The sequence below is a fragment of the Priestia sp. 3CA3 genome, assembly GCF_056836725.1.
On the sequence record NZ_JBXENJ010000003.1, the window covers coordinates 245,597 to 271,375 of the forward strand.

Below are 25,779 nucleotides of genomic sequence, written 5' to 3' on the forward strand. Positions count from 1 at the left end.
ACCATAAAAAAACACGAACTATCTATTTTTGATAGATCGTTCGTGTTTAAGGTTAGCGAAACAGCTTTTCTCACATTCTCTTTTTTTCAATCCGTTATTTTCTAGCCCATTTTGTGATGCCTTTGATATCATCTGGAGTTGTGCGACAGCACCCTCCGATTAACTGAGCACCTGCTTCATACCAGCTGTGAGCGCTGCAGCCATACGTTTCGCCTGCAGATGTCCCGTTCCATGTTTTAGATTCAGCATCATAATGCTCTCCTGAATTTGGATACACAATGACTGGCTTATCCGTTTGAGATTTAATTTCTTTAATAAGTGAAGAAATATATTGAGGCGGCGTACAGTTAACTCCAATAGCTGCTACTTGCTTATAGGAATCCAGATAGCGTGCACACTCCGAGATTAATGTTCCGCTGCTAATGTGCAGGTCATCTTTTGCGCTGAACGTAATCCATGCGTACGCTCCTTCAAATTCTTCTAGCAGCCTCGCAATGGCTCTTGCTTCCATTAGATTAGGAATGGTTTCACAAGCTAACACATCTGCTCCTGCTTCAATTAATGCTTTCATACGAGGACGATGAAATTCCATTAACTCTTCTTCTGTTACGTCATACTGTCCAGTATATTCCGATCCGTTTGCTAAAAATGCTCCGTAAGGACCTACCGAAGCGGCGACAATTGGTTTTGGGCGATTAAGACAATTCTCTTCTTGCTGCCAAAATTCATCTCTTGCTTCAGCCGCAATTTTTACAGATGCTTGAATTAACTCGCGCGCCTCTGCTTCACTTAAACCACGTTTTGCAAAACCTTCAAACGTGCTTTGATAGCTTGCAGTAATTGCACAGTCAGCTCCTGCTGCAAAGTAATCTTGATGCACTCTCTTAATCAATTCCGGCTGCTCCATAAGCACTTTTGCAGACCATAAGCTGTCGTTCAAATCACAGCCATATCTCTCCAGTTCAGTTGCCATTGCACCATCTAGTACAATCACAGGAAATGTATGTAAAATTTGTTGGATAGGATTCATTGTTTAATCTAGGGTTGTCCACTAGCAGTTAGCTTCGATTACCCTATCCTCCTTTCAGATAATTTAAAATATATGCAAAAAAGTCTAAAGGACTAGGCAGCTTTTGTCAAGAAATCGAAGAAATGAGGAGAGGCTTATAACCAAGCATTTTTCAACCTCCTTATTCCTTCTTCTATTTCTTCTCTCTCCAAACTTCCAAAACCTAATAATAGATGAGTCTTTTGTTGAGGTGATTCCGTAAGCCAATAACGAGAAGTGCCGTAGACAGAGACATCTTGCTTTTGAGCTGCGTTAATTAACTGCTGTTCGTTCATATCGTTGTGCACGCGGACAAGGATATGCAAACCTGCATATTCTCCTGACACCGTGATGTTTTTGTTAAACTCCTTCTGTAAAGCTGCTAAAAGAGTACCGTGTTTGAGTTGATAAGCAGTTCTCACTCTTCTTAAATGCTTACTCCACTCTCCGTTTTTCATCATCAGTCCGAGCGTCCACTGATGAAGGGCTGGAACAGCTTGCTCGTATAAAGAGAAACGTTCATGATATTCCTTTAGAAGCACTTCCGGTAATACAAGGTAGCTGATTCTTAAAGAAGGCATAAAAGATTTTGAAAATGTCCCTGTATAAATGACGCGCCCTTTAGTATCCAAGCTTTGCAATGAAGGAATGGGACTTCCTTTATAACGAAATTCTCCGTCATAATCATCTTCAATAACAAATCCATTGCAGTCATTCGCCCATGTAAGAAGCTCTATTCTTCTTGAAACAGGCATGATCATTCCGTATGGAAACTGATGAGATGGTGTGACATAAACAGCGCGTGCTTGGCTATCATAAAGCTCTTGGATGTTTATGCCTCTGTTATTAAGTGACACAGGTTTTAAGGAGAATCCATGCTGTTTAAATACAAAGCTAGCCCCGTCATAGCAAGGATTTTCAAAGGCAATATCTCTGATGCTTGGCTTTAACAGCTGCGCTAGCAAACTGAGTGATTGCTGAGTACCTGTTCCGATAATAATTTGATGTTTCGAACAAACCACTCCTCTTGACTGATAAAGGTACGTCGCAATTTCTTCTCGCAGTGATTCTTCTCCTTGAGTTTCTTGGTACGTGAACAGCGCTTCTTTATAAGTTTGAAGACTTTCATTGTATCGTTTTTTCCACTCATTCAAGGGAAACAAACGGCTATCAACTTTTCCATACCGAAAATCATAGGTACACGACTTTGTTTCTGAGTGAGGTTGTAAAAATACAGTCGGCTTTCTATCTGTTTGCAGTAAATCAAACTGTGTATTCGTTACGTACAGTCCACTTTTGGGCTTGCTTTCTACATATCCTTCAGCTAAAAGCTGCTGATAGGCCATATCTACAGTATTTCGACTTACGTTTAAGTAATCAGCAAGAGACCGGATAGAAGGCAGTTTGTCATTTACTTTCACCCTGCCGGATACAATTTCTTTTTTTATATATTCATATAGCTGGTGATATAAAGGCATATCATTCCTTCGGTTTAATAAAGGTGTGAACTTCACGCTAGCTCCTTTCATCTGTCCCTATCTTATTTTTTAAATCTGGCTCTTTTAGAGGGGATACATTTCTTTTACTATAATTGTAGATCATCTAATTAAAAAGGAGAAGATTTAATGACTACTACTATTACAATTCGTCAAGCTAATGCTGCTGACATGGAAGCACTTATTTCATTAATGAACGAATACATTGTTGATTTTTACAAGCGCCCTCAGCCTGCCAAAAAACAGCTGAGAAATTTAATTGATCATTTGTTTCAACGTCCCGATACTGGCGTCCAGTTTATCGCGACTCAAAATGACGAGGCAGTAGGTTTTTCAACGCTTTATTTTACATTTAGCACCACGCGTGTAAAGCCTGTAGCGATTTTAAATGACTTGTACGTTACTGAAAAAGCAAGAGGTCAAAAAATTGGGGAAAAGTTATTTTCGATTAGTCACCAGTATACAAAAGAACATCAGTATGCAGCCATGTCTTGGGAAACGGCTTATGATAATACAAGAGCTCAAACGCTTTACAGAAAAATGGGAGGAAATGTAACGCACGGTGAATGGATTCACTACGACATTTCAAACGACATCTTATAATATTTTTCCATCCATAAAGTTTTAACACGTTCTTAACACTCCTTTCATAAATGTGTTTTATGATGAATACGACAAATAAATCAGTTTCTGTATGTATTTGTCACATTCTCTGTTAAAGTTTTCACAAAGTGTTCAAACTTTTAGTGAAAACGCTTTCTATTTTTGTGTATAATAAAAATATGCAAATGAAAATGAATGTTACAGCTCGTTAATCATACACATTTTAAATATGGAAGGAGTTTTGAAAATGATTTTAAAAGCATTAAGAAAAAACGGGGCCGTTACAATTAACTATTATAAAAACGGTTTGCTTCAAACGTTTAAAGGAAAAGTACAGCGCCTAGATTTAACAGACCAAACGCTTTCATTAAAAGATGAACAGCAAAATACTTTCTCTATTCGCTTATCGGGAATTAAAGAAATTTATTGATGAATAGTTTACAGTAAAAAAGAACATGATGCTCATTCTGCTTTGCAGAAGTCATCATGTTCTTTTGATTTTAGCTTTATTTAGCTGATGTTTCTTCTTTCCCGTACATATATTTCGAAGGGTCGACTGTTTGGAAATCCTTTAGCTTGTGGAAACGAAGTAAGTCTCCATAAAGCACTTGATCAGATAACTCCAGTTCTTTCGCTACCTTCTGTTTATAAGCTTTCATTTGATTATTTTCTTTAAGCGCTTGGCCTGTCTTAGAATCATAATACGTTCCATCCACTAGTGTATATTTCGGAGATACGTAGTTGCCATTGCGGAACGCTACTACATCATCATGACCTTTAGAAAATAAATCTGTACCAAATTGGATAAACTCTTTGCTGTCAATCCCTACTAAATGAAGAAGAGTTGGCACAACATCAATTTCTCCACCGTACGTATGATTAATTCCGCCTTTTACTCCAGGAACGTGAATGAATAGAGGTACACGCTGCAGCTGAGCATTTTCATAAGGTGTAATTTCTTTTCCCATTACTTTTTCCATTGCCGCATTATGATTTTCAGAAATACCGTAGTGATCTCCATAAATCATAATCACAGAATTATCATAAAGCCCAGAAGCTTTCAGTTCTTGGAAGAAAGATTGCAATGATTCGTCTAAATAACGAGCCGTTTGGAAATAGCGGTCAACTGTCGCATCGCCCGTGTTAGCTGGCTGTATGCTTGCCTCATTGTTTCCAAGTAAAAATGGAAAATGGTTTGTTAACGTAATTAAATGCGCATAAAACGGCTGTGGTAAAGACTGCAGCATTGGAACAGATTCTTTAAAGAACGGTTTGTCTTTTAAGCCATAATTAATTTTATTTTCACCCGTCATATTGTAATAACTTGCATCAAAAAACTTATCCACACCGAACTGCTTGTAAATTTCGTTACGGTTCCAAAACGTCTTATAGTCTCCGTGCAGTACAGCGCTCGTATAGCCAGCTTTTTGATCTAAAATAGCTGGTGCTGCCTGATACGTATTGCTTCCTTTTAGTACAAAGGCAGAACCTTGAGGAAGGCCGTATAGAGAGTTGTCCATCATCAGCTCAGCATCTGATGTTTTTCCTTGTCCTGTTTGATGAAAGAAGTTATCAAAATACGTAAAGTCATTTCCATGGGCCAACGAATTTAAGAACGGTGTCACTTCCTGGCCATTTAATTTGTAATCAATTAAAAAAGACTGAAATGATTCCAAATGAATTTTAATAATATTTTTCCCTTTAGCTTTTCCGAAGTAAACGGAATTAGGCTCCGCATAGTGACTGTTTTTAAAATTAACGACGTTCGTTAAGTCATTGCTGCTTGCAAAAGCTCGCTGTTTAGAGTTTTGAGCAGTCTGAACACCGTCATACATCGTATAATTATAGGCGCCTAAATACTTTACTAGATAATTGCGGTCAAAAGTTCGAGATAGAAGCTGCGGGCGATCAATTTCTGCTAATGTTAAGTTGACAGAAAAAACCATGAATCCTAAAGAAAGAATGGTTACAGCATTCTTAACCGATACTTTTTCATTATGCCAGTCAATTTTTTTACTAAAAAAGAAGAAAAGATAAATAATAAAATCAACAAAATAAAAAACATCATGTGCTTTTAATAAATCCATAATGCTTCCGCCCATACTTCCTGCATTACTTGTCTGCAACAGTGTGGGAAGAGTTACAAAATCGTTAAAAAAACGATAATAGAGAATGTTGCTGTACAACAGCAGCGTCATGATGAAACTGCCTGCAAGAATCCAAGCTCCTGCTTTCTTTCCTTTAAAAAATAAGCCGATTCCTAAAAAAATCAGCACTGAACTTACAGGGTTTATAAACAGCAGCATTTGCTGCATTACGCCGCTTACGCCTAAGTTAAATTCAGTTTTATAAGCCACATACGACTTTATCCACATTAAAACAGCGGCTAATATGAAATAGTGCAGCGGCTTAGAAACGATTCGCTTCATTTTGATTTTCCTTTCTCGATTAGTTTATGAGTAGATTCACAAAGAACATATAGAAAACCTTTATCATTATACTCATAGAAAATGAAAATTAAATGAAATCCTAGCCTTCACAACTATAGATAGATTCTTTAAATTCATCTACTAGTTTACCTAATACCCACAAATAAATAAACTAAAATCACCTTTTTTATCATAAAACCCCTCCTCTCCTCATATACTGTATTCTGTTGCAACACCCGCACTGCAAACTTGTGCATTTTTTCACAATTTATCTACAAACTATTCTCATCTTGCTGTATAATAATAATTCTGCCTTGAGCATTCTCCAAATTCTTATGCTTAAGCCACAGCTTTCTTTTCATAACAGATGCACACATGAAAGGAGATGAATAAATGATTTTAAAAGCGTTAAAGAAAAACAAACATGTAACCGTGAATTATTACGAAAATGGCCTGCTTCAAACCTTCAAAGGAAAAATCCAAAATTTAAACCTAACCGACCAAACCCTCTCCCTACGAGATGAAAAACAAAACATTTTTTCCATTCGTTTGTCTGGCATTAAAGAAATTTATTAACAAAAAAGATCCTGAAGAATTCTTCTAGGATCTTTTTTGTATTTTTTATCCATTATATATTGAAAAATCATCCAATTGATGTTAAATTAACTTTACATAATGTTAAATCAACTTAACAAATTTATTAAAAAGGCAGCGGGTGATCATATTGACTCTTATTAATCACGTAAAAGAGCTTAGAGCTAAACATGGATATACGCAAGGAGATTTAGCTGAAAAAGTTGGAGCCACTCGCCAAACCATTGCAGCTATTGAAAAGGGAAATTACGTTCCTTCCCTACTACTTGGTTTAACAATTTGTGATGTCTTTCAATTAAAAATGGAAGATGTTTTTACACTTCAAAAGGAGGAGAAAAATGTTGAGTAATGTTATTAAATCTTATTTGTTGAATGTAGTGTCTCTGCTATGCGTAGGTTGGTTTTTATATGATTTTTTAAGCCTAAATATTCAATTTAGTGAAGTTATGAACCACCCTGAACCCCCGTGGGAAATTACCATGTCTATAGGCTCTTTCGCTTCTTTAATTGTGCTTTTAATCGTGTCCTTTTTTTACTACCGAGCGCGTAAAAAGACGAAGAACGTTTCGCCTTTATTATTTCCTTTTGAATTTGCAGAGGAAGATGAACGTGAAAAGATGATAACAGCAGAAGCTTGTAAAAAAGCCTTTGTTTTTCTTCTATTTTCTATTCCTATAGGCGCTATCTTAATCGCTTTTTATCCGCTGTTACCTAATTCTTTTAGCTTCTATCCCATTGCCGTTCTTTTGCTTCTTTCTCTTGTACAGTTAACGGTTTATTACGTATCGATTAGTAAGATTTATCGCTAATTTAAAAAATGGTGCTGTAGCGACAGCACCATTTTTTTATTACAGCATAACATCTCCACTATTTGGTCCCAACGTTTGCCCTGTATAGATATTTCCATCTGGAGAACTCGCTAACAAAACAGCTGTTGGCGCCACTTCTTCCACTGTGCCAAATCGAGGAACAGCTAATTCCTTTTGCTTTTGCAATTTCCACTCTTCATTAATATCGTCTACGAGCTGTGTTTGTATTGGTCCAGGCGCTATACAATTAGCTGTAATATTATATTTTCCAAGTTCGAGCGCAATGGATTTTGTAAAAGCAATCACTCCTGCTTTTGCAGCAGCATAGTGGCTTAATTCTACGCCGCCTTTTTGACCAATTTGAGACGCGATATTAATAATTCTTCCTGATTTTTGCGCTATCATATACGGAACAGCTGCTCTTGTGGTTAGAAATACTGATTTTAAATCAATATTTATCATTTGGTCCCACTGAGCCTCTTCCATATCTTTCAATAGACTTTGAGTTAAAATCCCTGCATTATTTACTAAAACATCAATGGTCTGAAAACGTGAAAGGGCTGTTTGAACCATTTCTTCAACGATCTCTTTCTTTGTAATATCTCCTTCAATAATGACAACTTGTCCGCCATAAGAACTTACGTCCCTACTGAGCTCTTCGATTTCTTGTTGATCTACGCCATAGACGTTTAACACTAAGTTTGCTCCTTCTTTGGCATAAGCAAGGGCAATACCTTTTCCAATTCCTCTTGCGCTTCCCGTAATGATTGCTGTTTTCCCTTGCAGCTTCATGCTAAATCCCCTTTCTTTACTCCAACTTCATTTAAAGAAGGCTGGATCGCTTCTTCCAGCACTTCAATATGCCAATCTCTTCCTACTGTTGTACCTAAATAGTCGTCAGAGAAACGACTATCAATTTCTTTTTGAGGGTGACGTTTTAAATACCATGCTTTCATTAATACAAAGTAACAAGCTATTCCTAGTGGAAAACCAACAATATACATATAATCTAAAAAGTAGATAGCCGCTCCTCCAGCTATGATCCATGAAATCATACCTGCCCAGTTTACGCCACCATCAAATTTATATTGACCTTCCTCTGCATATAGTTCTTCTACATTCAAACGGCGCCTTCTGATAATGTAATAATCACATAACATAATTCCTGCAAGCGCAGATAAAACAGCCCCGTAATACCCTAAAAAGATAAATAATTGATCTAAAATTGCCCAAGGCTGAAACAGTGTTCCTACCACTCCAGCTAGAATAATGCCCACTGTGTATGACACCTTAAAGCGAGAACCTGCATTAACAAATGTTAAAGAAGCTGGGATAAGATTAGCAGCAGAGTTAGTAGACCACTGAGCTAACACCACCATAATAAGCACAACAGCCATTACCCATCCTGTAGAAGTTTGTTGAATAACTTCAATCGGATTCCAAAGACCCGTCCCGAGAAAACTAACGGCTCCAATTACACCCATAAAAGTTTGTACGATAGGAAGAGCTGTAAGATGCGGAATATAATTATTTTTATTTCGCTTCAGCCAGCTTCGTTCATTTTTAGGTGCTTTTACATACCTTGTAATATTGGGAATATCTACCGCGAGTGCTGACCAAAATCCCATATTAGCAGCCATCACTAAAAACCAAGTGGTGGTATCTTTTGTCCCAACATAGCTGTACACATCAATTCCTTTATCGTCTGCCATTCCTGCCACTTTAAAGAAAATCCACACTGAAATTAAAATAATAGAAGGTGCAGCAACAACTGCAAAACGATCAATTGCTTTGATTCCCATTGCTGTGTTAATAATTTGTACAACAGCAAATGCTACATACCAAAAGAACCAAGAATCAAATCCTGTTAAACTATGAAAAATGTAATTGATTGCTGTAGCTCCTAAATAGGTTTGAATGCCAAACCAGATTGACGCGATAATCCCTTTACTAACTGCCGGAATATGAACACCTTTAATTCCAAAAGGAGCGCGTAAATAAGCAGCAAATGAAAGACCGTGCTCTACTCCAATATCCCCACTTAAGCTTCCAATAATGGCAATGATAATATTAGCAAGTAAGATTGCTCCTGCTAACTTCCATAAAGACATAGAGTCAATTCCATTTGCACCAATTTGAAACGTTGCAATAATAACAGCCATCCCCACCCAAATATTAAAGAAACCAAACCCTGAAATGACACGCTGTTTTGCTAATGTTGGTACAATATCTTTCGAAATCAATGAGTTTTTCAACTAGCACTCCTCCTATTAATAAAATAGTTAGTTTTCTACAGACATTACTTTGACGGTTCTTTATACATGTCATTCTGTAAATCTAAAAGATAGGGAATTGCTTTCCTCTGTTCTTCTACTTGTACTAAATCAATTTCTGCCACAATGACTTCATCTTCTTTTGTAGCTTCTGTTAATACTTTTCCTTGAGGGTTTATAATTCGACTTCCTCCTCCAAACACTGTTTCATTCTTTTCTGTGCCCGTACGGTTTGATGCAATAACAAAGCAGCCGTTCTCTAAAGCCCTTGCTTTAGTCGCTATATCCCACGCATACCTTCTTAAGGAGCCAAATGCAGAAGAATAAATCAACACGTTTGCTCCTTTTAACGTGAGCACGCGCGCACCTTCTGGAAATCCTACTTCATAGCATATTTGCATGCCCAATGTTACTTCACCTAATTGAGTGACCTCGTATCTGTCCCCTTTTTGAAACCTTTGCTTTTCTTGATCCCATAAGTAAATTTTTCTATATGTTCCTTGAATTCCGTCTCTGTCTACTACTAGACATGTATCGTATATACGATCATTCTTTTTTTCTAAAATGCACCCGGCTATTGTCACATTGAACTTCTGTGCAGTCTGAACAAGCCATTCACTCGTATAACCCGGAATATACTCAGCATATTGCCAGTCTTTTTCCTCTACTCGATATCCTGTATTAAATAGTTCTGGCAATACAATAAATGAAGCACCTTTTAAAACTGCTTGTTCAATTAAATGATATGCTTTTTCCAAATTACTGCCTGGATTTCCAAGCTCACAATTCATTTGAACAGCAGCTGCGATAAATGTTTGATGTTTCATTTTATTACTCCTCCTACATTCAAAACGTAATAATCGGTTTAATAATTTGGTCTTCCGCATGTTCAAATAATCTATAAGCTTCAATTGCTTCATCAATAGTAAATCGATGTGTAATCATCGGCTTTAAATCCATACGCTCTTGAATAACTAGGCTCATAAGCTGCTGCATACGTTCTCTTCCGCCGGGACACAAAGTCGTTACAATTCGGTGATCTCCCATTCCGCTTGCAAAATGTTCAATTGGAATCTCAACATGCCCCGAATATACGCCTACGCTTGAAATACAGCCTCCGCGTCTAATTACTTTTAAACACTGTTGAAACGTTTCTTCTTTTCCTAGAGCTTCAATAGCAACTTCTATTCCTTTATTTCCTGATAGCTTCATTATTTCTTCCACTACGTTCACTTCGTTAAAGTTTAACGTCACGTCTGCTCCCATCTTTTTAGCCAAGCCTAGGCGCTGGTAATTCCCATCTATTCCAATAATGAGGCTAGCTCCTTTTAATCTGGCCCCTGCAATAGAACAAAGCCCTACAGGGCCACACGCAAAGACTGCCACTATATCTCCTATTTGAATTTGTGCGTTTTCAGCTGCAGCAATTCCAGTTGAAGCGATATCCGTTAACAGCAGTACATCTTCATCGGATAATTCATCCGGAATTTTAGTTAAGTTGTACTGTGGAAAAGGCATCTTAAAATACTCTGCATGCGTTCCATCTATCGTATTTCCTAAGCGCCATCCTCCTGGAGTTTTAAAATCCCCTTCTGGCCCTATGCACTGAGAAGATAAATTTTTTTGACAATAATAACACGAACCACAAGGTGTACAAGATCCGCACATAGCGCGTTCTCCTACTTTTATTCCTGTTACTCCTTCCCCTACCTCATGAACAACTCCTACATGCTCATGTCCTAACGTTCGATTTTTTTCTACTTTATGTTCGTCGTGTAAAATATGAATATCTGTTCCGCAAATAGTAGTAGACGTTGTTTTAATGACTACTTCTCCCGCTTCTGCCTTTGGAATTTCTTTGTATTGAAGCCCAACCTGTTTATGACCTTGATAAACAACTGCCTTCATAAAACCAGCAGGAGCTTGTTTACCTTTTTCAACTTCTTTTTTAATAGCAACCATATCCTATCCTCTCCTTTATCAATTAGCTAGCTTATTTTCCTAATTGCAAGATGCATGCCAATTTAGAAAAAGAGCGGCGTAGCTGTTTTATATTCGTTAAGAACTTGTTTTGTATGCAGAGGAACATATAAAATTCTGCAATATATGCGGCGTTGCATAATAAAAAAGAAGTCTACCTCCTTAAAAGGAAAAGATAGACTTCTTTTGAACCCTTACTATTCGTTTAACTTTTGAAGCTTTCGACTAATGGTTGATTGATTTACTTGCAGTGCATCGGCAATTTTTACTGTAGAGGAATATTTTTGTTTAGCTAGACGCAAGAGCTGTTTTTCAGCCATTTCCATGCATTCTTTCAGAGGAAGGATGTCTAGCACCTGTACCTTATCTCTATTAGATGATAAGTTTGTAATTTCTTCTGGCAAATGCAAATGCTGAATTTCATCTCCATCTGACATCACAATGAGTCTTTCCACAATATTTTGAAGCTCCCTTACATTTCCTGGCCAGTTATATAGTTCAAACGCTTCGGCCGTTTCAGCTGACAGCGTCTTTTTCGTTAAATATTTTTGATTAAACTGTTCAATAAAATAAGAAGCTAAAGGCAAAATATCTTCTCTGCGCTCGCGAAGCGGTAAAATCGACAGTGGTATAACGTTTAGTCGGTAGTATAAATCTTCACGAAAATTCCCTTTTTGAACGTCTTCATGCAAGTTTCGATTGGTGGCTGCAATGATTCGCACATTAACTGCAACTGGCTTCACTCCTCCCACCCTCATCACTTCTCGTTCTTGAAGAACTCTTAGTAATTTCACTTGAAGGGCTAGAGGCATCTCCGCAATTTCATCTAAAAATAACGTTCCTTTGTTAGCTAACTCAAAAAGTCCCATTTTCCCTTCCTTTTTTGCTCCTGTAAAAGCTCCTCCTTCGTAGCCAAAAAGCTCTGATTCTAACAAGTTCTCAGGAATAGCTCCACAGTTGACTTTTATAAATGGACTGTTTTTTCGATCACTCGTTTCATGAATGAGGTTGGCGACCATTTCTTTTCCAACCCCTGATTCACCTAGAATAAGCACAGTAGAATCTACATTGGCAACTCGTCTAGCTAATTCTAGAGTCTTCTCCATTTTTTTGCTGTAAGAAATCAGTTTTACCTTTTCTGTTTTATCTTTTTTCAGTTCCATAAGTTCTTGTTTGTAACCTGCAATTAACCGCTTCATCTCACTGATTTCTGACTGCATTTGACTCACTTCAGTGATATCTCTTGAGGCATTAATAACCCGGATAACTTCTCCTTGTTCATTCTTTATAGGCGTTCCTACAACCATAAGTCTTCTGCCTTCTTTAGTAGTCTGAATAGCAGAAACTTTTTTCTTTTGTTCTAATACTAATCGTGTAATAGACGGTGTATAGATTCCTTCTTTCTCCAGATCAATAACGTTTCTTCCTATTAATTCGTTCTCTTTTTTTCCCCATAGTTCCAAACAAGCTGAACTTGCTCTAATCGTATTTCCCTCGCCATCTGACACGTACATTACGTCATAAGAAGTTTCAAAAATAGCTTTTAAGTCCATACTTTCCGATTTGTACTTTTCATATTCAGTTATGTAGTCATCCATTATTAAGACCGAAACTAACTCTAGTTCGCTCATATAGAAAAATTGTATATATTTGTGACCTTCTATTACTTGAATATGCTCTTCGGCGTTGTTCTCTTGATTGAAGCACCTTCGGACTTGTTGCTTTGTCTCTTCACTCTGATAGAAAACATTTGGAAGTGACTCTGCACTTTTATTTGCAATTCTAATTTGTAAATCCTTTTGATAAATAACAATAGAAAAGGGAAATTCCTCAATTAACTCTTCTATTGCTCGTATAGATGTATGCTGTACCATATGAAGATTTGAATTCGACAAATTACACTCACCCCAACCATCAGATTTTTCAATTACTCTTAAAAATAATATCATATCATTAAGAATCTTCTGAAATCTATGCAAAAAAACATATTTTTTATGCTTTTACGCATATTTCCTCCTGTTTTTCTACCATAGCTTCTTATTAAAACGCTGATTGTTCCTTTTTTATACTTGGCACACTTTTTGCAACAACTCTTAATAAGAAATCATAAAGAAGAAGGAGTGGTTCACTGTGGGCAAAAAAGAAATTTTAGTAGCTTATGGAGTAGATGTAGATGCTGTCGCTGGTTGGTTGGGATCATACGGAGGCGAAGATTCTCCAGATGATATATCTCGGGGGTTATTTGCAGGAGAAGTGGGAGCACCTCGATTATTGGATTTATTTGATAAGTATCAGCTAAAAACCACTTGGTTCATTCCGGGTCACTCTATCGAAACGTTTCCCGAACAAATGAAAGAAGTTGTCAAACGAGGACATGAAGTAGGAGCACATGGCTATTCTCATGAAAACCCTATTGCAATGACTCCTCAACAAGAGGAAGAAGTCTTATTAAAATCGATTAAATTAATTGAAAAACTTTCGGGTAAAAAGCCGACAGGCTATGTAGCACCTTGGTGGGAATTTTCTAATGTAACAAATGAACTGCTGCACAAACATGGCATTAAGTACGACCACAGCTTAATGCATAATGACTTTTCTCCTTATTATGTAAGGATTGGTGACAGCTGGACAAAAATTGATTATGCAAAAAAAGCAAATGAATGGATGAAACCGCTCATAAGAGGAGAAGAAACGGATTTAATAGAGATTCCTGCTAACTGGTATTTAGACGATCTTCCTCCAATGATGTTTATTAAAAAGTCACCTAACAGCCATGGCTTTGTAAATCCGCGCGATTTAGAGGAAATGTGGAGAGATCAGTTTGATTGGGTATATGAGAATATGGACTATGGAGTCTTCACGATGACTATTCACCCTGATGTGAGCGGACGTCCTCAGGTACTAAAAATGCATGAACGTTTAATTCAACATATCAGTTCTCATGAAGGTGTTAGATGGGTGACATTCGATGAAATTGCAGATGATTTCGCAAAACGAAACCCTCGCAAAAAAGCGGTTGAAGCTAAACAATTATAAAAAGCCGGATCCGTTCATATTGAACGGATCTCCTACTTTACAGGGAGGAATAAACATGTGCATCTTATGCGGCGAATTTATTATGCAAGTCCATTGGACCGATTACACAGATTCCACAGATACAGAAATAACAGTTGGAAATCAACAGCGGATTAGACAGCGTAGCCGCCTTCACCGCGCCAACCTTTGTAATCAACTTCTGAGCCATTATCGCCTGACGTTAGAGGAATGGAACGGCAGCAAGTTTATTTTACGAGATGCAAAAGGCAATGCTGAAATTGTTCATGACCTCGGAACAATTTGGCATCATGTAGAAGCAATGATCGGATACCCTATTGATCCACTAGATGGAAGTTTATTGGATAAAATAGCAGAAAGGAGTTCCGCTCAATGAAAGCTCATGGAAAAAAAGCGATAACAATTGTAACAGGATGCTTAGGATCCGGTAAAACAACCTTGTTACAGCATATTTTAAAAGAACCCTCTATTAATAACAATACAGCAGTTATTGTTAACGAATACGGAAAAATTGGTCTCGACCATCACCTCTTGCGTCAGGCTGAGGAACGAACGATTTTACTTAAAGGAGGCTGCATATGCTGCAATTCGCGAGCAGACCTAGAAGAAGAGCTGAAAGAGCTGTTATATGCAGACGAAAGCGGAGAATCTCATTTTGAGCGTGTCGTGATCGAAACCACGGGAATGGCAGATCCTTCTCCTATTTTATTTACGATTTTAACCAACCCTCTTTTACAGCATCGGTACATAGTTGATTGTGTGATCACTACAGTAGATGCAAAAAATGGTATACTGCAGCTTCAGAACAATCCAGAAATAATTAAACAAATTACCGTTGCTGATAAAATTATTTTAACCAAAACAGACATTTGTTCACCCGAAGAGCACGATGCTATATTGACACATATTCAGTCTCTAAATCCATCGTGTGTAATCATACCTGCTGTACATGGAAAGGTAGATCCTTTTATTATCCAAGAAGCATCTAATGTAGATCGCTTAAAAGTTATTCATTCTTTACCTTCACCTGTTACACATCCCAATTCAAATGTATCTTCTATTTCGTTTTCGTTTTCACAGCCTCTGGACTGGACAGCATTCGGGCTATGGCTGAGCATGTTACTTCACGCGAACGGTGAAAAGGTAATGAGGGTAAAAGGCATGCTGGACGTTGGAGAAGAAGGACCCGTTGTGTTAAATGGCGTTCAACATATTATTCATCCTCCGCAGCATTTGAAGCAATGGCCATCACACAATCGAGAATCTTACTTAATTTTTATTGTGCGAGATATAGACACAGCTTTAATCGAACGATCGTTAAAAACATTTCAGCAGTTTTTACATACCATTGTTAACACATGTGAACTTTCTACCATTTATTAATTAGTTAGAAGCCTTATTCTGCATGGAATAAGGCTTCTTTCTATTCCTCTCATAAAAAAATTCGTCAATTTAAATTCCACCAGCCTATTTCACTATTTTTTCATTTTTTCTGTCTATATTGAACTATAACAATTGAACGATGTATGTTACCTTCCACTTCAGTTTTTCTTCAGTGTTCAGTTGCAAAATAGGAAAGATAAAAGGAGCATATCAATGGCAGCTAATAAATGGACAAAATGGATGGTTGGTTTATCGAGCGTTGCTGCATTTACAACATTTGTAGGGCTTTCTCAAAAATATGATCAAACAAATTCAACATCTACAGCACTAAATAACGATACATCCGCCAATAATTCATCGCAAACTCAAACGGAAGATGAGACGGATCTATTTCCAGATTCAGGATCTGAATCCAATACGGACAATGGAACTAACGGGCAAGATCAATGGTCAAATGACAGTTCTAGCAAACAAAGTGATCAATGGTCAGACGATAATTCAAGCAGTGAAGATGATCAGTGGTCAGACGATGATTCGAGTAATCAGCAAGATCAGTGGTCAAATGATGATTCCACAAGTGGTCAGGATAATTGGGGCAACAATAATGATTCTTCTATGCAAACAAGACCTTCTTAAGGATGTGATGAAATGAGCTACTCATTTAAAGCGATGAATACCACATTTAATGTATATCAGCTTGAAACACCTGTCAGCCAAAAAGTAGAGAGCTGGTGTTATCTTGTAGAAGAAACCCTAAGCCGCTTTCTTCCAACAAGCGAGCTTTCACAGCTTAATTCGCTGAACGGAAGATTATTTCTACCGTCAAAAATGCTGTATGAAGCTGTAAAAGCAGCCTATTACTATTACAATGAGACAAACGGAATTTTCAACCCATTTCTGTATCATTCTATTCAAACTCTAGGATATGACCAAAGCTTTGAACAACTGCCTAACAATCAGCTACCTCAAGAAGTAGCAGCTTTTGATGCTGTTAACCCTATTATGATTCATAAAGGAATGAGAAGTATTCAGCTTGCTTCTAATATCGGTCTGGATTTAGGAGGAATCGCAAAAGGTTGGAGCATTCAGCAAATGGCGAATCAATTAAAGAAAAAAGGAACTTCACTTGGAGCAATCGATGGAGGCGGAGATATTGTAACGTGGGGGCCCGCTAGCAAGCACTGGTCCATTTCTCTCTCTTATCCATTTGATGCATCAAAAAATCTCACGACCATTAAAGTAAAAAGCAACAGCGGTATTGCCACAAGCAGTGTAGGCAAGCGTTCGTGGAAAGTGAACGGACACACTCACCATCATATTATTGACGGCAGAATCAGCAAGCCTAGTTCATCAGAGCTTCTGCAAGTAACGGTCGTTTCAGAAGACTTAACCATTTCTGAAGTCTATGCAAAGTGCATACTTATTCTCGGCTGGGACGCTGGATTAAGGTTAGCTAAAATGCATCACCCTTCTTTAGAAGTAATTGCGGTTACAAAAGAAGGCAACGTACTAATCGAAAAACATGTGAAAGGTCAGGTATACCATTATGGCTACTCTCCTCGCGCAATTTAGTGCTCATTTTCCCGTATGGAACACCATTCGGGCAGCCGGCTTAACTTCTTATTTACTAATGTTTGTATCGGTTGCCGCTGGCATTTCTCACAGCTTTTCGTTTTTTAAACCAAAACGAAAAAAACAGCTTTTGCTGGTCCATCAATCATCAGGGTGGTTTGGGTTATTGTTTGGCATGATTCACGGACTTGTTTTATCATTTGATCAATCTGTTCATTTTTCACTTTCTGACATTTTAATTCCGTTCACTTCCGATTACAAACCGATTAGCACAGGTCTTGGTACTATTTCACTCTACATTTTATTGGTACTAATTATTACATCCGACTTTATAAAACAGCTTGGGAGAAAAGCCTGGAAAGCCATTCATTTTCTTGCTTTTCCAGGCTATTTGCTAGCACTGTATCACGGCATTACTTCCGGAACAGATACACAGCAGCCCCTTATTCTTGGGATGTACAGCATCACTGGCGTTATCGTTTTAATCTTGCTTTTCTTACGCATTCAACACCAGTCAGCTCCTAAGAACCAAAAAAAAGCTCAGGAAAACTAAAAAACGCACTCTATCATAGAGTGCGTTTTTTCTTATCCGCGTCCTGCTTGGAATGATGGGTACTGTGTCATACCGCCGTCAGCAAAGAGCGTAATTCCTGTTACATAACTCGCCTCTGAAGAAGCTAGCCATGCAGCAACTGCTGCAATTTCTTCCGGCTCTCCGATGTATCCCATTGGAATCATGCTTTCTACATCTGCACGCTGCTCAGGATCAGCAAATTTCTCAGCGTTAATCGGTGTATTAATCGCTCCCGGTCCAATGTTATTTACACGAATACCTTTTGGAGCGTATTCTAATGCCAGTGTTTCAGTCATAAGCTTCATACCGCCTTTACTTGCTGCATAATGAACAAATAATGGCCAAGGAATTTTCTCGTGAACACTCGACATGTTAATAACTGTTCCCTTAATATCATTTTCAACAAAATATTTAATCGCTTCACGGCTACCTAAGAAAGCTCCCGTTAAGTTCGTATCAATTACTTTATTCCAATCGCTTAAAGACATTTCATGAGATGAAACCGGATTTTCTAGTCCTGCGTTATTAATCATAACGTCTAACTTTCCAAATTCTTTAATTGCAGATTGAACTAAATTGATTACATCAGACTCAACTGTTACGTCACCTTTAACGGCAATAGCCTCTCCGCCAACTTTTTTAATTTCTTCTAAAACGCTGTTAGCTTCGTCTTCCTTAGAACGATAATTCACAACTACTTTAGCTTTTTCTGTCGCAAAACGAATCGCCATTGATTTTCCCAAACCTGTAGATGAACCTGTTATGACCACTACTTTTCCTTCTAAATCTTTATACATTGTTAATACCCTCCTAGTTAGCTTTTGGCGAGCCCTAACATGACTCCTGCTATGATGATCAGTATAATTCCAATAATAATCCCAACTAACTGACGCTTCGTTTTCTTCTCACCTAAAATGATGATTCCGCCTAAAGTTGAAATGACGATTCCCATTTGGGAAAGCGAGAAGCTTGTCGCTACGCCTACTTTAGGTTGTGAGATGAATAAAAACATATTACCAGCGGCCCAAATAAGACCTGGGATAATGTTGCGAATTGCATATTTATTAAATGGCTTATGCTTAAACGTCAGCAATACTCCTCCAATAACCATACCAATTGCTTGAGGCAATAAAGCCGACCATCCGTCTACATTAAATAGACGGGCTACTACAACATAAACTAAATAACCAACGGTTGAAATTAATAAAATAACAATTCCTTTTTTGAAGTTTCCTTTTCCTTCTTCAGCCTCTTTCTCTTCTTTGCTTTGAAGTGATGCTAAAACAATCCCTACAATAATAAAGATAAGAGCGAGCACACCAAGAATGATTGACGTTTTTGTAGACCACTCGTGAAACACAATTACTCCAAATAATGAAGTGGAAACTAACTGAAGCCCCGTTGAAATAGGCATCGTTTTAGAAACTCCAATTAAATCAATACTTTTCAGCTGATTACTTTGTCCAACTGCCCAAAATAACCCGGATACAACTCCAACACCAAAGATTAAAGGTGTAAGCGTAGGGTGTACAAAAATATAAATACCGATGGAGAAAATCAAAGCTCCCAATGTGGTTCCAAGCGTTTGACTATAAGGTCCTCCGCCTAATTTCACATTGAAAAGCACAATGCTTCCCCAAAATATGGCTGGTAAGACGGCTAAAAATATGTCCATGTTTCAAAACCTTCCTGTGCTAAAATTAAATGTCAAAGTGCATATTCCCCAATTTTTCCGCCATTAATCCTTTTTCAGGGACATTTCATGGATTAATGACCGCACGAAATATTCTTTGGATAGCGAAAACTGTATACCTTAATTTGTTCTAGGAGAGAAAAAGATATACTTTCTAACGCAAAAAAACAGCTTTTCCAAATAAAAGCTGTTCTGTATGATTTAATTTATTTTTAACATATAGCGATTAATAGGTCTCCCCACTCTGCCGTATTCAACTGATAATTTCAGCTCGTTTTCCTGTTCTAAAAACTCTAAATACCTTCTTGCTGTAACACGCGCAATTCCTACCCCGTCCGCCACTTCTTCAGCAGAAATCGGATGATTTTGTTCGGAAAGATATTGTTGTATCCTCCTTAACGTAACCGCATTTAGCCCTTTTGGAAGCAAATCGGGTTTTTCTTCGAATTGTTGAAACAGCATAGAATCTAATTCAGACTGAGTAATATGTTCTTTTTGACTTATTTTAACTTGAAAAGAACGATACTGTTCAAGCGCTTGCTTCATTCGCTCAAACTTGAACGGCTTCATAATATAATCCACCGCGCCGTATTGAAGAACTTTCCGTACCGTTTCAATATCACTTGCAGCCGTAACTGCTATCACGTCTGTTTTATAGCCATTTGCTCGAATTTGCTGTAAGGTGGTTAAGCCATCTTGACTAGGCATATACATATCAATGATTGTTAAATCAGGCTGATGCTGTTTAATGAGCTGTATACCCTCTAAACCATCCGAAGCTGCCGCGATAACGATGAACCCTTCAACTTGTTCAATAAATTGGCGGTTCACTTCTTGTACCATAGGATCGTCTTCTATGAGAAGCACTGTCCATTCTTTTTTATTCATTTCCCACTCCCCCTATAAAAAGAATGTAATGATAAAAGTGGTTCCAACATCTAATTCTGACTCTACTTCGATCTGACCGTTTCCTTTTTCAACAATTTGTTTTACTAAATGCAAACCAATTCCTCTATTTTCCTTTGCTTTAGTTGAAAAACCTTCATCAAAGATTCTCTCTATTTGATTCTTATTCATGCCGCATCCGTTATCTTCAACTAATATAGAAAGAATGCCGTCACTTTGTTCCATACTTATATAGATCTTCCGTTCACGACGCTCCATATGCTGATACGAATCAAAAGCATTCTCAATTAAGTTACCAATAATAATTACAAAATCATGATGATCTAAGTAAGGAGGAAATGAATGAAGCTCGCTGTGGCGATCGATAGCTAACTCAATTCCAAGTTCTTTGGCACGGCTGACTTTGCTTAACAGCAATCCCGATATACTTTCATCTTTAATATGTTTATGAAGAAATTGGGTGAGCTCTTCTTGCTGTTCAGACACTTGAAAAACGTACTGAAGAGCCTTGTCTTTATTTCCAAGTTGGATAAGCCCTGCAATGGTATGAAGTTTATTCATGTATTCATGGTTTTGAACTCTAAGAGCGCTTACAAATGATTTAACCCCTGTTAACTCTTCAGCTAATTTTTTAACTTCTGTTCTGTCTTGAAAAATAGCGACCGCACCGACTGTGTGATTATTAACCTTAATCGGCACACGATTGCTTAAAATATTTAAATTGCGAACTTGAAGCTCTCGATTATAAACAGGCTGATTAAGCTGCAGAATTTCTGGCAGTCTTGTATCTGGAATCACATCATAGATCTTTTTCCCAATTACCTCATCAGGTACATCCATCATAATTTTCGCTTTATGATTAAAAATAGTGATGTTCTCCTCTTTATCAATGGCAATGACTCCTTCATGCATGGCATTAAAAGTCTCCGTTCGTTCTACAAACAAACGAGCAATTTCATGAGGCTCAAGCTCAAACATCTCTTTTTTAATACGAGATGCAAGCGCCCACGCTCCCCATCCTCCAAAAAAAAGAGCGAGACCTGAGATGAGAAAAATTTCTTTTTTCAAACTTAAAATAACCTCTGTAAATTTCGGAAGAAGGTAGCCTGAGACAACGACTCCTACTTGTTCATGCTGATCGTTTACAACGGGAACAAAAGAACGAATGACCATCCCGCCTTCTCCTTTTGCTTTATCAGTATAAGTATGTTCTGCAAACGCCTGGCCCTCGTCCTCTCCTTTAGAAATTTTCCCAATCATGCTTTGCAAAGGATGAGACAAACGTTCGTGATTCATATTCATCACCACTACATAATAAGCACCGTGAATAATGCGAATCGGCTCTACAATTTGATTAATGTTCTTGCTATCTTTTTCAATTTTTTCTCGAATTTCAGGCATTTCAGCAACTGTTCTCGAAGTGATCAAAGCCCTTTGCTCTAAATCATTTTCTTTTGACTGCACAAAATTATTAATCACGACAATACTTGCTAAAAACAACGAAAAGACCACGATAAAAAAGATTAACCCCGTCATTTTCGTTTGCATCGATAAGCGCATCATAGCGGAACACCTACTGCTGATTGAAGTTTATTTTAATTTTACCACGTTGAGAAATTGCGTGTTAGAATATTTGTAGAGAAAAATTATTGAATCGCGGGGTTGGACATTTTGAAGATGTTTATAGGGGCAAGTATCATTGTTAGCGTTTTCTTGATGATCTATGTTTTTTTGCAGTATACGGTTATAAATCAGGATAATGTGTATCATGACGATGAGCAAAAAGGATTAAATAAGCAAATTGTGATTAATTTTAGCCACGTTGTAGCTGAGAACACTCCAAAAGGCTTAGCCGCTCAAAAATTCGCTGAAATCGTTAATCAAAAATCGGATGGTAAAGTTAAAATTGAAGTATATTCAAACGGTGTGTTGTATTCAGACGACGAAGAACTTGCCGCTCTGCGCCGAAACGATGTACAAATGATTGCGCCTTCTATTTCAAAGCTAACCGACCTTTCCCCTACGTGGCAACTTTTTGATCTCCCCTTCATTTTCGATGATTACAGCGAGGCAAAACAAGTGTTTACCGGGAAAATCGGACAGGATTTGTTGAGTACGCTGCAAGAGAAAAACATTAAAGGGCTTGCTTTATGGAGCAACGGCTTTAAACAAATGACCAGCAATACAAAACCTTTGCTCCATCCAGCAGATTTTCAAGGTCAAACATTTCGCATTATGCCAAGTGAAGTAATCAAAAAACAATTCGAACTTCTTGGCGCTAAGCCTCAGGCTGTCTCGTTTAATAAAGTATATCAATCCCTTGAACGACAGGAATTTGATGGACAGGAAAATACGATTTCTAATATTTATTCAAAACGTTTGTACGAGCTGCAAAAATATATGACCATCAGCAACCATGGATACTTGGGCTATGCTGTTTTAATGGATCAAAAATATTGGGACAGCCTCCCTGAAGATGTAAAACAACTATTAAGTGATGCCATGGTAGAAACAACGAACTGGATTTGGACTCAATCAAAAATGATGAACGATGAACAGCTGCAGCAAATAAAAAATAAATCTGGCATGCGCGTTTATTACTTAAATGATACACAGAAAGCCGAATGGAAAAAGCAGTTTAACTCTCTTTATCAATCGTTTGAAGCCAATGCAACAAAACAAACGCTTGATATCATTCAGCAAATAAAAAATATCGAAAGCAAAAAGTGATGACTATATGTTCATCACTTTTTTTGACCAAAATGACCAAAAAGAACATTATCACCAGAAATATAAATAGTTAAAATTATCAGTTAATATAAGGATAAGAATAATGTAAGCGTTAACAAAAACATTCTCGAAAGGAGCATTACATATGAAATTAAGTTTTAAAAACCTAACCGTTCAAGTTGTCATTGGTATCCTTCTTGGTATTGCAATTGGCTTTATGTTTCCTGAATTTGGAGCTAAATTAAAAGTATTGGCTGATATCTTCATTAAATTAATTAAGATGGTGATTGCCCCAATTATTTTCTTAACAGTGGTCATCGGTATCGGAAGCATGGGAGATTTAAAGAAAGTGGGACGAATTGGAGGTAAAGCTCTTTTATACTTTGAGATTGTCACTACTTTTGCCTTAGCAATTGGAATTATCGTTGTAAACTTTATCAAGCCTGGGGCTGGCTTTAATATCAATGGCGCAAGCGGAGCTGATGTTACTCAATATACGCAGCAAGCAGCTGAAGCGGAGCATGGCTTTATGGAGTTTATCATGGGAATTATTCCAGACAGCGTATTTGGCGCAATGGCAAATGGTGAATTATTGCCAATCTTATTCTTTGCCGTACTATTTGGGATGGCTACAGCTACACTCGGCGAAAAAGCGGCTCCTGTCATTACATTCTTTGAACGCTGTACAGATATTTTCTTTGGCATTGTTAATATGATTATGAAACTTTCACCTATTGCGGCGTTCGGAGCGATGGCTTATACGATCGGTAACTTTGGAATAGGCTCTCTTCAAAAACTCGGTTTCTTAATGGGATCTGTTTACATTACTATGTTCTTATTTATTGTATTTGTACTTGGAACCATTGCTAAGATTTATGGATTTAATATTTTTAAATTCATTGCTTTTATTAAAGAAGAAATTCTTCTTGTATTAGGTACATCTTCTTCGGAATCTGCACTGCCAAAAATGATGGACAAAATGGAGAAGTACGGATGTTCAAAATCTGTAGTAGGACTTGTCATTCCAACTGGTTACTCATTTAACCTAGATGGAACAGCAATCTACTTATCCATGGCTGCTATCTTTATCGCTCAAGCGTATGGAGTCGACCTGTCGTTAATGCAAGAGATTACGCTACTTGGTATTTTAATGCTAACGTCTAAAGGAGCGGCCGGAGTTACTGGCTCTGGATTTATTACACTAGCAGCTACGCTTGCTGCATTCCCAATGATTCCAGTTGAAGGAATCGCGCTGTTAATCGGGGTAGACCGCTTCATGTCGGAAGCTCGTGCCATTACAAACTTAATTGGAAATGGTGTAGCAACTGTAGTTGTATCGAAAATGGAAAATGAATTTCATCCTCCTGTAGAGACGATACAAGACGTTAATTCCGCACCTCCATTAGCTAAATAATAAAAAAGAAGTTGAGACATAGCCAAATGAATCCAATCTAAAGACGAATAAATGGGATACATGAGCTGAACCGCTTATGACACCGCAGTTGATTTCCGTACAAGACTTCGCTTTCCGCGGGCGGCCGATGAGCCTCCTCGTCGCGTACGCTCCTGCGGGGTCTCATCTGTTCCGCTTTTCCCGCAGGAGTCTTCGCCTTGTCCTCCAATCAACTGCTAGAAGGATCTAAACAAATGAAGCCTACGTTCACCACAACAAAAAAACGAACCACCAATCAAAATTGATTAGTGGTTCGTTTTTCATTTCATCTTAAATACTTTTGTCCCAGCCTCTTTTTTAGGATTAATGAGTTTCTTTTTTAGAACGTCCGCTAAGTTTCCCAACAACAACAACTAAAATAGCTAACAAAATAGGAACAATTGTATGCAAATGCGGATTTAACCCTTCTAATACATGTCCTACCGCTTTGTCTTTAAAGATCATTTCACCAGCAGTATAGCCAAGAAGCGCTGCTCCGGCAATGATGATAATCGGGAATTTTTCCATGATTTTCATTAAAAGCTGACTTCCCCAAATGATTAACGGAATGCTGATAACAAGACCAAGGATAATGAGTAGAATACTGCCGTTGGCCGCACCCGCAACCGCTACTACGTTATCTAAACTCATAACAAGATCCGCTATAATAATTGTTTTAATAGCACCTGCTAGAGTTGAATTCGCTTTAATATCTCCGTCATCTTCCCCTTTTAAAAGACTAATCGCAATCCATAGAAGCAGCAGGCCTCCGATGAAATTTAAAAATGGGATTGTTAATAAATATACAGCGACAAACGTTAGCCCTACACGTAATACAACCGCTCCTAATGTACCGAAAACAACCGCTTTGTTTCGATGCTCGTCCGGAAGATTCCGACAAGCTAAAGCAATCACGACTGCGTTATCGCCACTTAGTACAATGTTAATGAGTAAAATTTCTAAAAGATTTAAAATAAAACTCTGATCCATACAAAAACTCCTTGATTGATTTTTATTAGTCTATTTCTCTATCTCTTATTTCATTACTAGAAATAGAGAACTAAAACTCTATCAATATAACCCGTTCTTACCCTTTAATGAAAAGAAGTAGTTATTTCACTAACAGTATTTTATCACTAAAAAGAAATTTGAAATAGGTATTTGTAAAGGAAAAGTCAGTTCATTACAATAAATCAAACCTTA

General features: G+C 37.7%; 27 protein-coding genes. 13 read left to right on the forward strand and 14 right to left on the reverse strand.

What is annotated here, in order from left to right:
- Positions 1-94: 94 nt before the first annotated feature.
- Positions 95-1,030 carry a homocysteine S-methyltransferase gene (gene mmuM, locus AC1VNJ_RS10620; RefSeq protein WP_033578133.1) on the reverse strand — a complete coding sequence of 312 codons (936 nt, stop codon included), beginning with the start codon at positions 1,028-1,030 and terminating at the stop codon, positions 95-97.
- A gap of 134 nt (positions 1,031-1,164) precedes the next feature.
- A complete protein-coding gene (pdxR, locus tag AC1VNJ_RS10625; RefSeq protein ID WP_482640779.1) occupies positions 1,165-2,562 on the reverse strand; it encodes a MocR-like pyridoxine biosynthesis transcription factor PdxR in 1,398 nt (465 codons plus the stop codon).
- Between the two features lie 111 nt (positions 2,563-2,673).
- On the opposite strand from pdxR, the gene AC1VNJ_RS10630 reads away from it, so the two are divergent.
- A complete protein-coding gene (locus AC1VNJ_RS10630; RefSeq protein ID WP_482640780.1) occupies positions 2,674-3,147 on the forward strand; it encodes a GNAT family N-acetyltransferase in 474 nt (157 codons plus the stop codon).
- Between the two features lie 229 nt (positions 3,148-3,376).
- Complete coding sequence (locus tag AC1VNJ_RS10635) at positions 3,377-3,577, forward strand: YolD-like family protein (RefSeq protein WP_074893948.1); 201 nt, start codon at positions 3,377-3,379, stop codon at positions 3,575-3,577.
- A gap of 76 nt (positions 3,578-3,653) precedes the next feature.
- On the opposite strand, the gene ltaS is transcribed toward AC1VNJ_RS10635, so the two are convergent.
- On the reverse strand, positions 3,654-5,576 hold the full coding sequence (gene ltaS, locus AC1VNJ_RS10640) for a lipoteichoic acid synthase (protein WP_098625989.1): 1,923 nt from the start codon (positions 5,574-5,576) through the stop codon (positions 3,654-3,656).
- 393 nt (positions 5,577-5,969) lie between these two features.
- On the opposite strand from ltaS, the gene AC1VNJ_RS10645 reads away from it, so the two are divergent.
- From AC1VNJ_RS10645 to AC1VNJ_RS10655, 3 genes are all read left to right on the forward strand, one after another.
- Positions 5,970-6,152, forward strand: coding sequence for a YolD-like family protein (locus AC1VNJ_RS10645; protein WP_013081871.1), 183 nt, complete (start codon positions 5,970-5,972; stop codon positions 6,150-6,152).
- Between the two features lie 148 nt (positions 6,153-6,300).
- Positions 6,301-6,519, forward strand: coding sequence for a helix-turn-helix transcriptional regulator (locus tag AC1VNJ_RS10650; protein ID WP_013081870.1), 219 nt, complete (start codon positions 6,301-6,303; stop codon positions 6,517-6,519).
- Positions 6,509-6,979, forward strand: coding sequence for a DUF2178 domain-containing protein (locus tag AC1VNJ_RS10655; RefSeq protein ID WP_033578130.1), 471 nt, complete (start codon positions 6,509-6,511; stop codon positions 6,977-6,979). The genes AC1VNJ_RS10650 and AC1VNJ_RS10655 overlap by 11 nt, the downstream gene beginning before the upstream one ends.
- A 39-nt stretch (positions 6,980-7,018) precedes the next feature.
- Here AC1VNJ_RS10655 and AC1VNJ_RS10660 read toward each other — a convergent pair whose 3' ends face one another.
- The 5 genes from AC1VNJ_RS10660 to AC1VNJ_RS10680 form a co-directional block, all read right to left on the reverse strand.
- Positions 7,019-7,771, reverse strand: a complete 753-nt coding sequence (locus AC1VNJ_RS10660) for an SDR family NAD(P)-dependent oxidoreductase (RefSeq protein WP_033578129.1) — start codon at positions 7,769-7,771, stop codon at positions 7,019-7,021.
- The gene (locus AC1VNJ_RS10665; protein WP_033578128.1) at positions 7,768-9,234 is read right to left on the reverse strand and encodes an NCS1 family transporter; all 1,467 of its coding nucleotides are present in this window, start codon (positions 9,232-9,234) and stop codon (positions 7,768-7,770) included. The genes AC1VNJ_RS10660 and AC1VNJ_RS10665 overlap by 4 nt, the downstream gene beginning before the upstream one ends.
- Positions 9,235-9,278: 44 nt before the next feature.
- Positions 9,279-10,079 carry a carbon-nitrogen hydrolase family protein gene (locus tag AC1VNJ_RS10670; RefSeq protein ID WP_049162981.1) on the reverse strand — a complete coding sequence of 267 codons (801 nt, stop codon included), beginning with the start codon at positions 10,077-10,079 and terminating at the stop codon, positions 9,279-9,281.
- Between the two features lie 19 nt (positions 10,080-10,098).
- Positions 10,099-11,214, reverse strand: coding sequence for a zinc-binding dehydrogenase (locus AC1VNJ_RS10675; protein ID WP_482640781.1), 1,116 nt, complete (start codon positions 11,212-11,214; stop codon positions 10,099-10,101).
- 215 nt (positions 11,215-11,429) lie between these two features.
- On the reverse strand, positions 11,430-13,127 hold the full coding sequence (locus AC1VNJ_RS10680) for a sigma-54 interaction domain-containing protein (RefSeq protein ID WP_482640782.1): 1,698 nt from the start codon (positions 13,125-13,127) through the stop codon (positions 11,430-11,432).
- Positions 13,128-13,362: 235 nt separating this feature from the next.
- Here AC1VNJ_RS10680 and AC1VNJ_RS10685 point away from each other — a divergent pair, with 235 nt between their 5' ends.
- From AC1VNJ_RS10685 to AC1VNJ_RS10710, 6 genes are all read left to right on the forward strand, one after another.
- Positions 13,363-14,268 carry a polysaccharide deacetylase family protein gene (locus AC1VNJ_RS10685; protein WP_049162979.1) on the forward strand — a complete coding sequence of 302 codons (906 nt, stop codon included), beginning with the start codon at positions 13,363-13,365 and terminating at the stop codon, positions 14,266-14,268.
- Positions 14,269-14,323: 55 nt separating this feature from the next.
- Positions 14,324-14,662 (forward strand): hypothetical protein, encoded by a 339-nt coding sequence (locus tag AC1VNJ_RS10690; protein WP_049162977.1) that lies wholly within the window; start codon positions 14,324-14,326, stop codon positions 14,660-14,662.
- A complete protein-coding gene (locus AC1VNJ_RS10695) occupies positions 14,659-15,669 on the forward strand; it encodes a CobW family GTP-binding protein (protein ID WP_482640783.1) in 1,011 nt (336 codons plus the stop codon). The genes AC1VNJ_RS10690 and AC1VNJ_RS10695 overlap by 4 nt, the downstream gene beginning before the upstream one ends.
- Before the next feature lie 213 nt (positions 15,670-15,882).
- Positions 15,883-16,305: a hypothetical protein gene (locus AC1VNJ_RS10700; RefSeq protein WP_033578123.1), complete on the forward strand. Its 423-nt coding sequence runs from the start codon at positions 15,883-15,885 to the stop codon at positions 16,303-16,305.
- A 12-nt stretch (positions 16,306-16,317) separates the two neighbouring features.
- On the forward strand, positions 16,318-17,241 hold the full coding sequence (locus AC1VNJ_RS10705; RefSeq protein WP_482640784.1) for an FAD:protein FMN transferase: 924 nt from the start codon (positions 16,318-16,320) through the stop codon (positions 17,239-17,241).
- A complete protein-coding gene (locus AC1VNJ_RS10710; protein ID WP_033578121.1) occupies positions 17,216-17,794 on the forward strand; it encodes a ferric reductase-like transmembrane domain-containing protein in 579 nt (192 codons plus the stop codon). Before AC1VNJ_RS10705 ends, AC1VNJ_RS10710 begins: the two co-directional genes overlap by 26 nt.
- A 32-nt stretch (positions 17,795-17,826) precedes the next feature.
- Here AC1VNJ_RS10710 and gdh read toward each other — a convergent pair whose 3' ends face one another.
- From gdh to AC1VNJ_RS10730, 4 genes are all read right to left on the reverse strand, one after another.
- Positions 17,827-18,612: a glucose 1-dehydrogenase gene (gene gdh, locus AC1VNJ_RS10715; RefSeq protein ID WP_033578120.1), complete on the reverse strand. Its 786-nt coding sequence runs from the start codon at positions 18,610-18,612 to the stop codon at positions 17,827-17,829.
- Between the two features lie 17 nt (positions 18,613-18,629).
- Positions 18,630-19,490, reverse strand: a complete 861-nt coding sequence (locus AC1VNJ_RS10720; RefSeq protein ID WP_028407570.1) for a RhaT/GlcU family sugar-proton symporter — start codon at positions 19,488-19,490, stop codon at positions 18,630-18,632.
- 219 nt (positions 19,491-19,709) lie between these two features.
- On the reverse strand, positions 19,710-20,396 hold the full coding sequence (locus AC1VNJ_RS10725; RefSeq protein WP_063248281.1) for a response regulator: 687 nt from the start codon (positions 20,394-20,396) through the stop codon (positions 19,710-19,712).
- 12 nt (positions 20,397-20,408) lie between these two features.
- Positions 20,409-21,977, reverse strand: a complete 1,569-nt coding sequence (locus AC1VNJ_RS10730) for an ATP-binding protein (protein ID WP_034269535.1) — start codon at positions 21,975-21,977, stop codon at positions 20,409-20,411.
- Positions 21,978-22,085: 108 nt separating this feature from the next.
- Here AC1VNJ_RS10730 and AC1VNJ_RS10735 point away from each other — a divergent pair, with 108 nt between their 5' ends.
- Together AC1VNJ_RS10735 and AC1VNJ_RS10740 are read left to right on the forward strand one after the other, a co-directional pair.
- A complete protein-coding gene (locus AC1VNJ_RS10735; RefSeq protein ID WP_033578117.1) occupies positions 22,086-23,144 on the forward strand; it encodes a DctP family TRAP transporter solute-binding subunit in 1,059 nt (352 codons plus the stop codon).
- A gap of 145 nt (positions 23,145-23,289) precedes the next feature.
- The gene (locus AC1VNJ_RS10740) at positions 23,290-24,558 is read left to right on the forward strand and encodes a dicarboxylate/amino acid:cation symporter (RefSeq protein ID WP_013055541.1); all 1,269 of its coding nucleotides are present in this window, start codon (positions 23,290-23,292) and stop codon (positions 24,556-24,558) included.
- Between the two features lie 74 nt (positions 24,559-24,632).
- Here the strand turns inward: AC1VNJ_RS10740 and AC1VNJ_RS10745 are convergent, their stop codons facing one another.
- Both AC1VNJ_RS10745 and AC1VNJ_RS10750 read right to left on the reverse strand, forming a co-directional pair.
- Positions 24,633-24,770, reverse strand: a complete 138-nt coding sequence (locus AC1VNJ_RS10745) for a hypothetical protein (RefSeq protein ID WP_165802478.1) — start codon at positions 24,768-24,770, stop codon at positions 24,633-24,635.
- Positions 24,771-24,900: 130 nt separating this feature from the next.
- On the reverse strand, positions 24,901-25,566 hold the full coding sequence (locus tag AC1VNJ_RS10750; RefSeq protein WP_028412106.1) for a TerC family protein: 666 nt from the start codon (positions 25,564-25,566) through the stop codon (positions 24,901-24,903).
- Between the last annotated feature and the right edge of the window lie 213 nt (positions 25,567-25,779).

Excerpts from the sequence above, each read along its gene's own strand:
- gdh (WP_033578120.1), bottom strand. The coding sequence starts at position 18,612 with ATGTATAAAGATTTAGAAGGAAAAGTAGTGGTCATAACAGGTTCATCT.
- AC1VNJ_RS10675 (WP_482640781.1), bottom strand. The coding sequence starts at position 11,214 with ATGGTTGCTATTAAAAAAGAAGTTGAAAAAGGTAAACAAGCTCCTGCT.
- ltaS (WP_098625989.1), bottom strand. The coding sequence starts at position 5,576 with ATGAAGCGAATCGTTTCTAAGCCGCTGCACTATTTCATATTAGCCGCT.
- AC1VNJ_RS10705 (WP_482640784.1), top strand. The coding sequence starts at position 16,318 with ATGAGCTACTCATTTAAAGCGATGAATACCACATTTAATGTATATCAG.
- AC1VNJ_RS10710 (WP_033578121.1), top strand. The coding sequence starts at position 17,216 with ATGGCTACTCTCCTCGCGCAATTTAGTGCTCATTTTCCCGTATGGAAC.
- AC1VNJ_RS10740 (WP_013055541.1), top strand. The coding sequence starts at position 23,290 with ATGAAATTAAGTTTTAAAAACCTAACCGTTCAAGTTGTCATTGGTATC.
- AC1VNJ_RS10700 (WP_033578123.1), top strand. The coding sequence starts at position 15,883 with ATGGCAGCTAATAAATGGACAAAATGGATGGTTGGTTTATCGAGCGTT.
- mmuM (WP_033578133.1), bottom strand. The coding sequence starts at position 1,030 with ATGAATCCTATCCAACAAATTTTACATACATTTCCTGTGATTGTACTA.
- AC1VNJ_RS10660 (WP_033578129.1), bottom strand. The coding sequence starts at position 7,771 with ATGAAGCTGCAAGGGAAAACAGCAATCATTACGGGAAGCGCAAGAGGA.
- AC1VNJ_RS10645 (WP_013081871.1), top strand. The coding sequence starts at position 5,970 with ATGATTTTAAAAGCGTTAAAGAAAAACAAACATGTAACCGTGAATTAT.
- AC1VNJ_RS10725 (WP_063248281.1), bottom strand. The coding sequence starts at position 20,396 with ATGAATAAAAAAGAATGGACAGTGCTTCTCATAGAAGACGATCCTATG.
- AC1VNJ_RS10730 (WP_034269535.1), bottom strand. The coding sequence starts at position 21,977 with ATGATGCGCTTATCGATGCAAACGAAAATGACGGGGTTAATCTTTTTT.
- AC1VNJ_RS10750 (WP_028412106.1), bottom strand. The coding sequence starts at position 25,566 with ATGGATCAGAGTTTTATTTTAAATCTTTTAGAAATTTTACTCATTAAC.
- AC1VNJ_RS10635 (WP_074893948.1), top strand. The coding sequence starts at position 3,377 with ATGGAAGGAGTTTTGAAAATGATTTTAAAAGCATTAAGAAAAAACGGG.
- AC1VNJ_RS10670 (WP_049162981.1), bottom strand. The coding sequence starts at position 10,079 with ATGAAACATCAAACATTTATCGCAGCTGCTGTTCAAATGAATTGTGAG.
- AC1VNJ_RS10690 (WP_049162977.1), top strand. The coding sequence starts at position 14,324 with ATGTGCATCTTATGCGGCGAATTTATTATGCAAGTCCATTGGACCGAT.
- AC1VNJ_RS10695 (WP_482640783.1), top strand. The coding sequence starts at position 14,659 with ATGAAAGCTCATGGAAAAAAAGCGATAACAATTGTAACAGGATGCTTA.
- AC1VNJ_RS10655 (WP_033578130.1), top strand. The coding sequence starts at position 6,509 with ATGTTGAGTAATGTTATTAAATCTTATTTGTTGAATGTAGTGTCTCTG.
- AC1VNJ_RS10720 (WP_028407570.1), bottom strand. The coding sequence starts at position 19,490 with ATGGACATATTTTTAGCCGTCTTACCAGCCATATTTTGGGGAAGCATT.
- AC1VNJ_RS10630 (WP_482640780.1), top strand. The coding sequence starts at position 2,674 with ATGACTACTACTATTACAATTCGTCAAGCTAATGCTGCTGACATGGAA.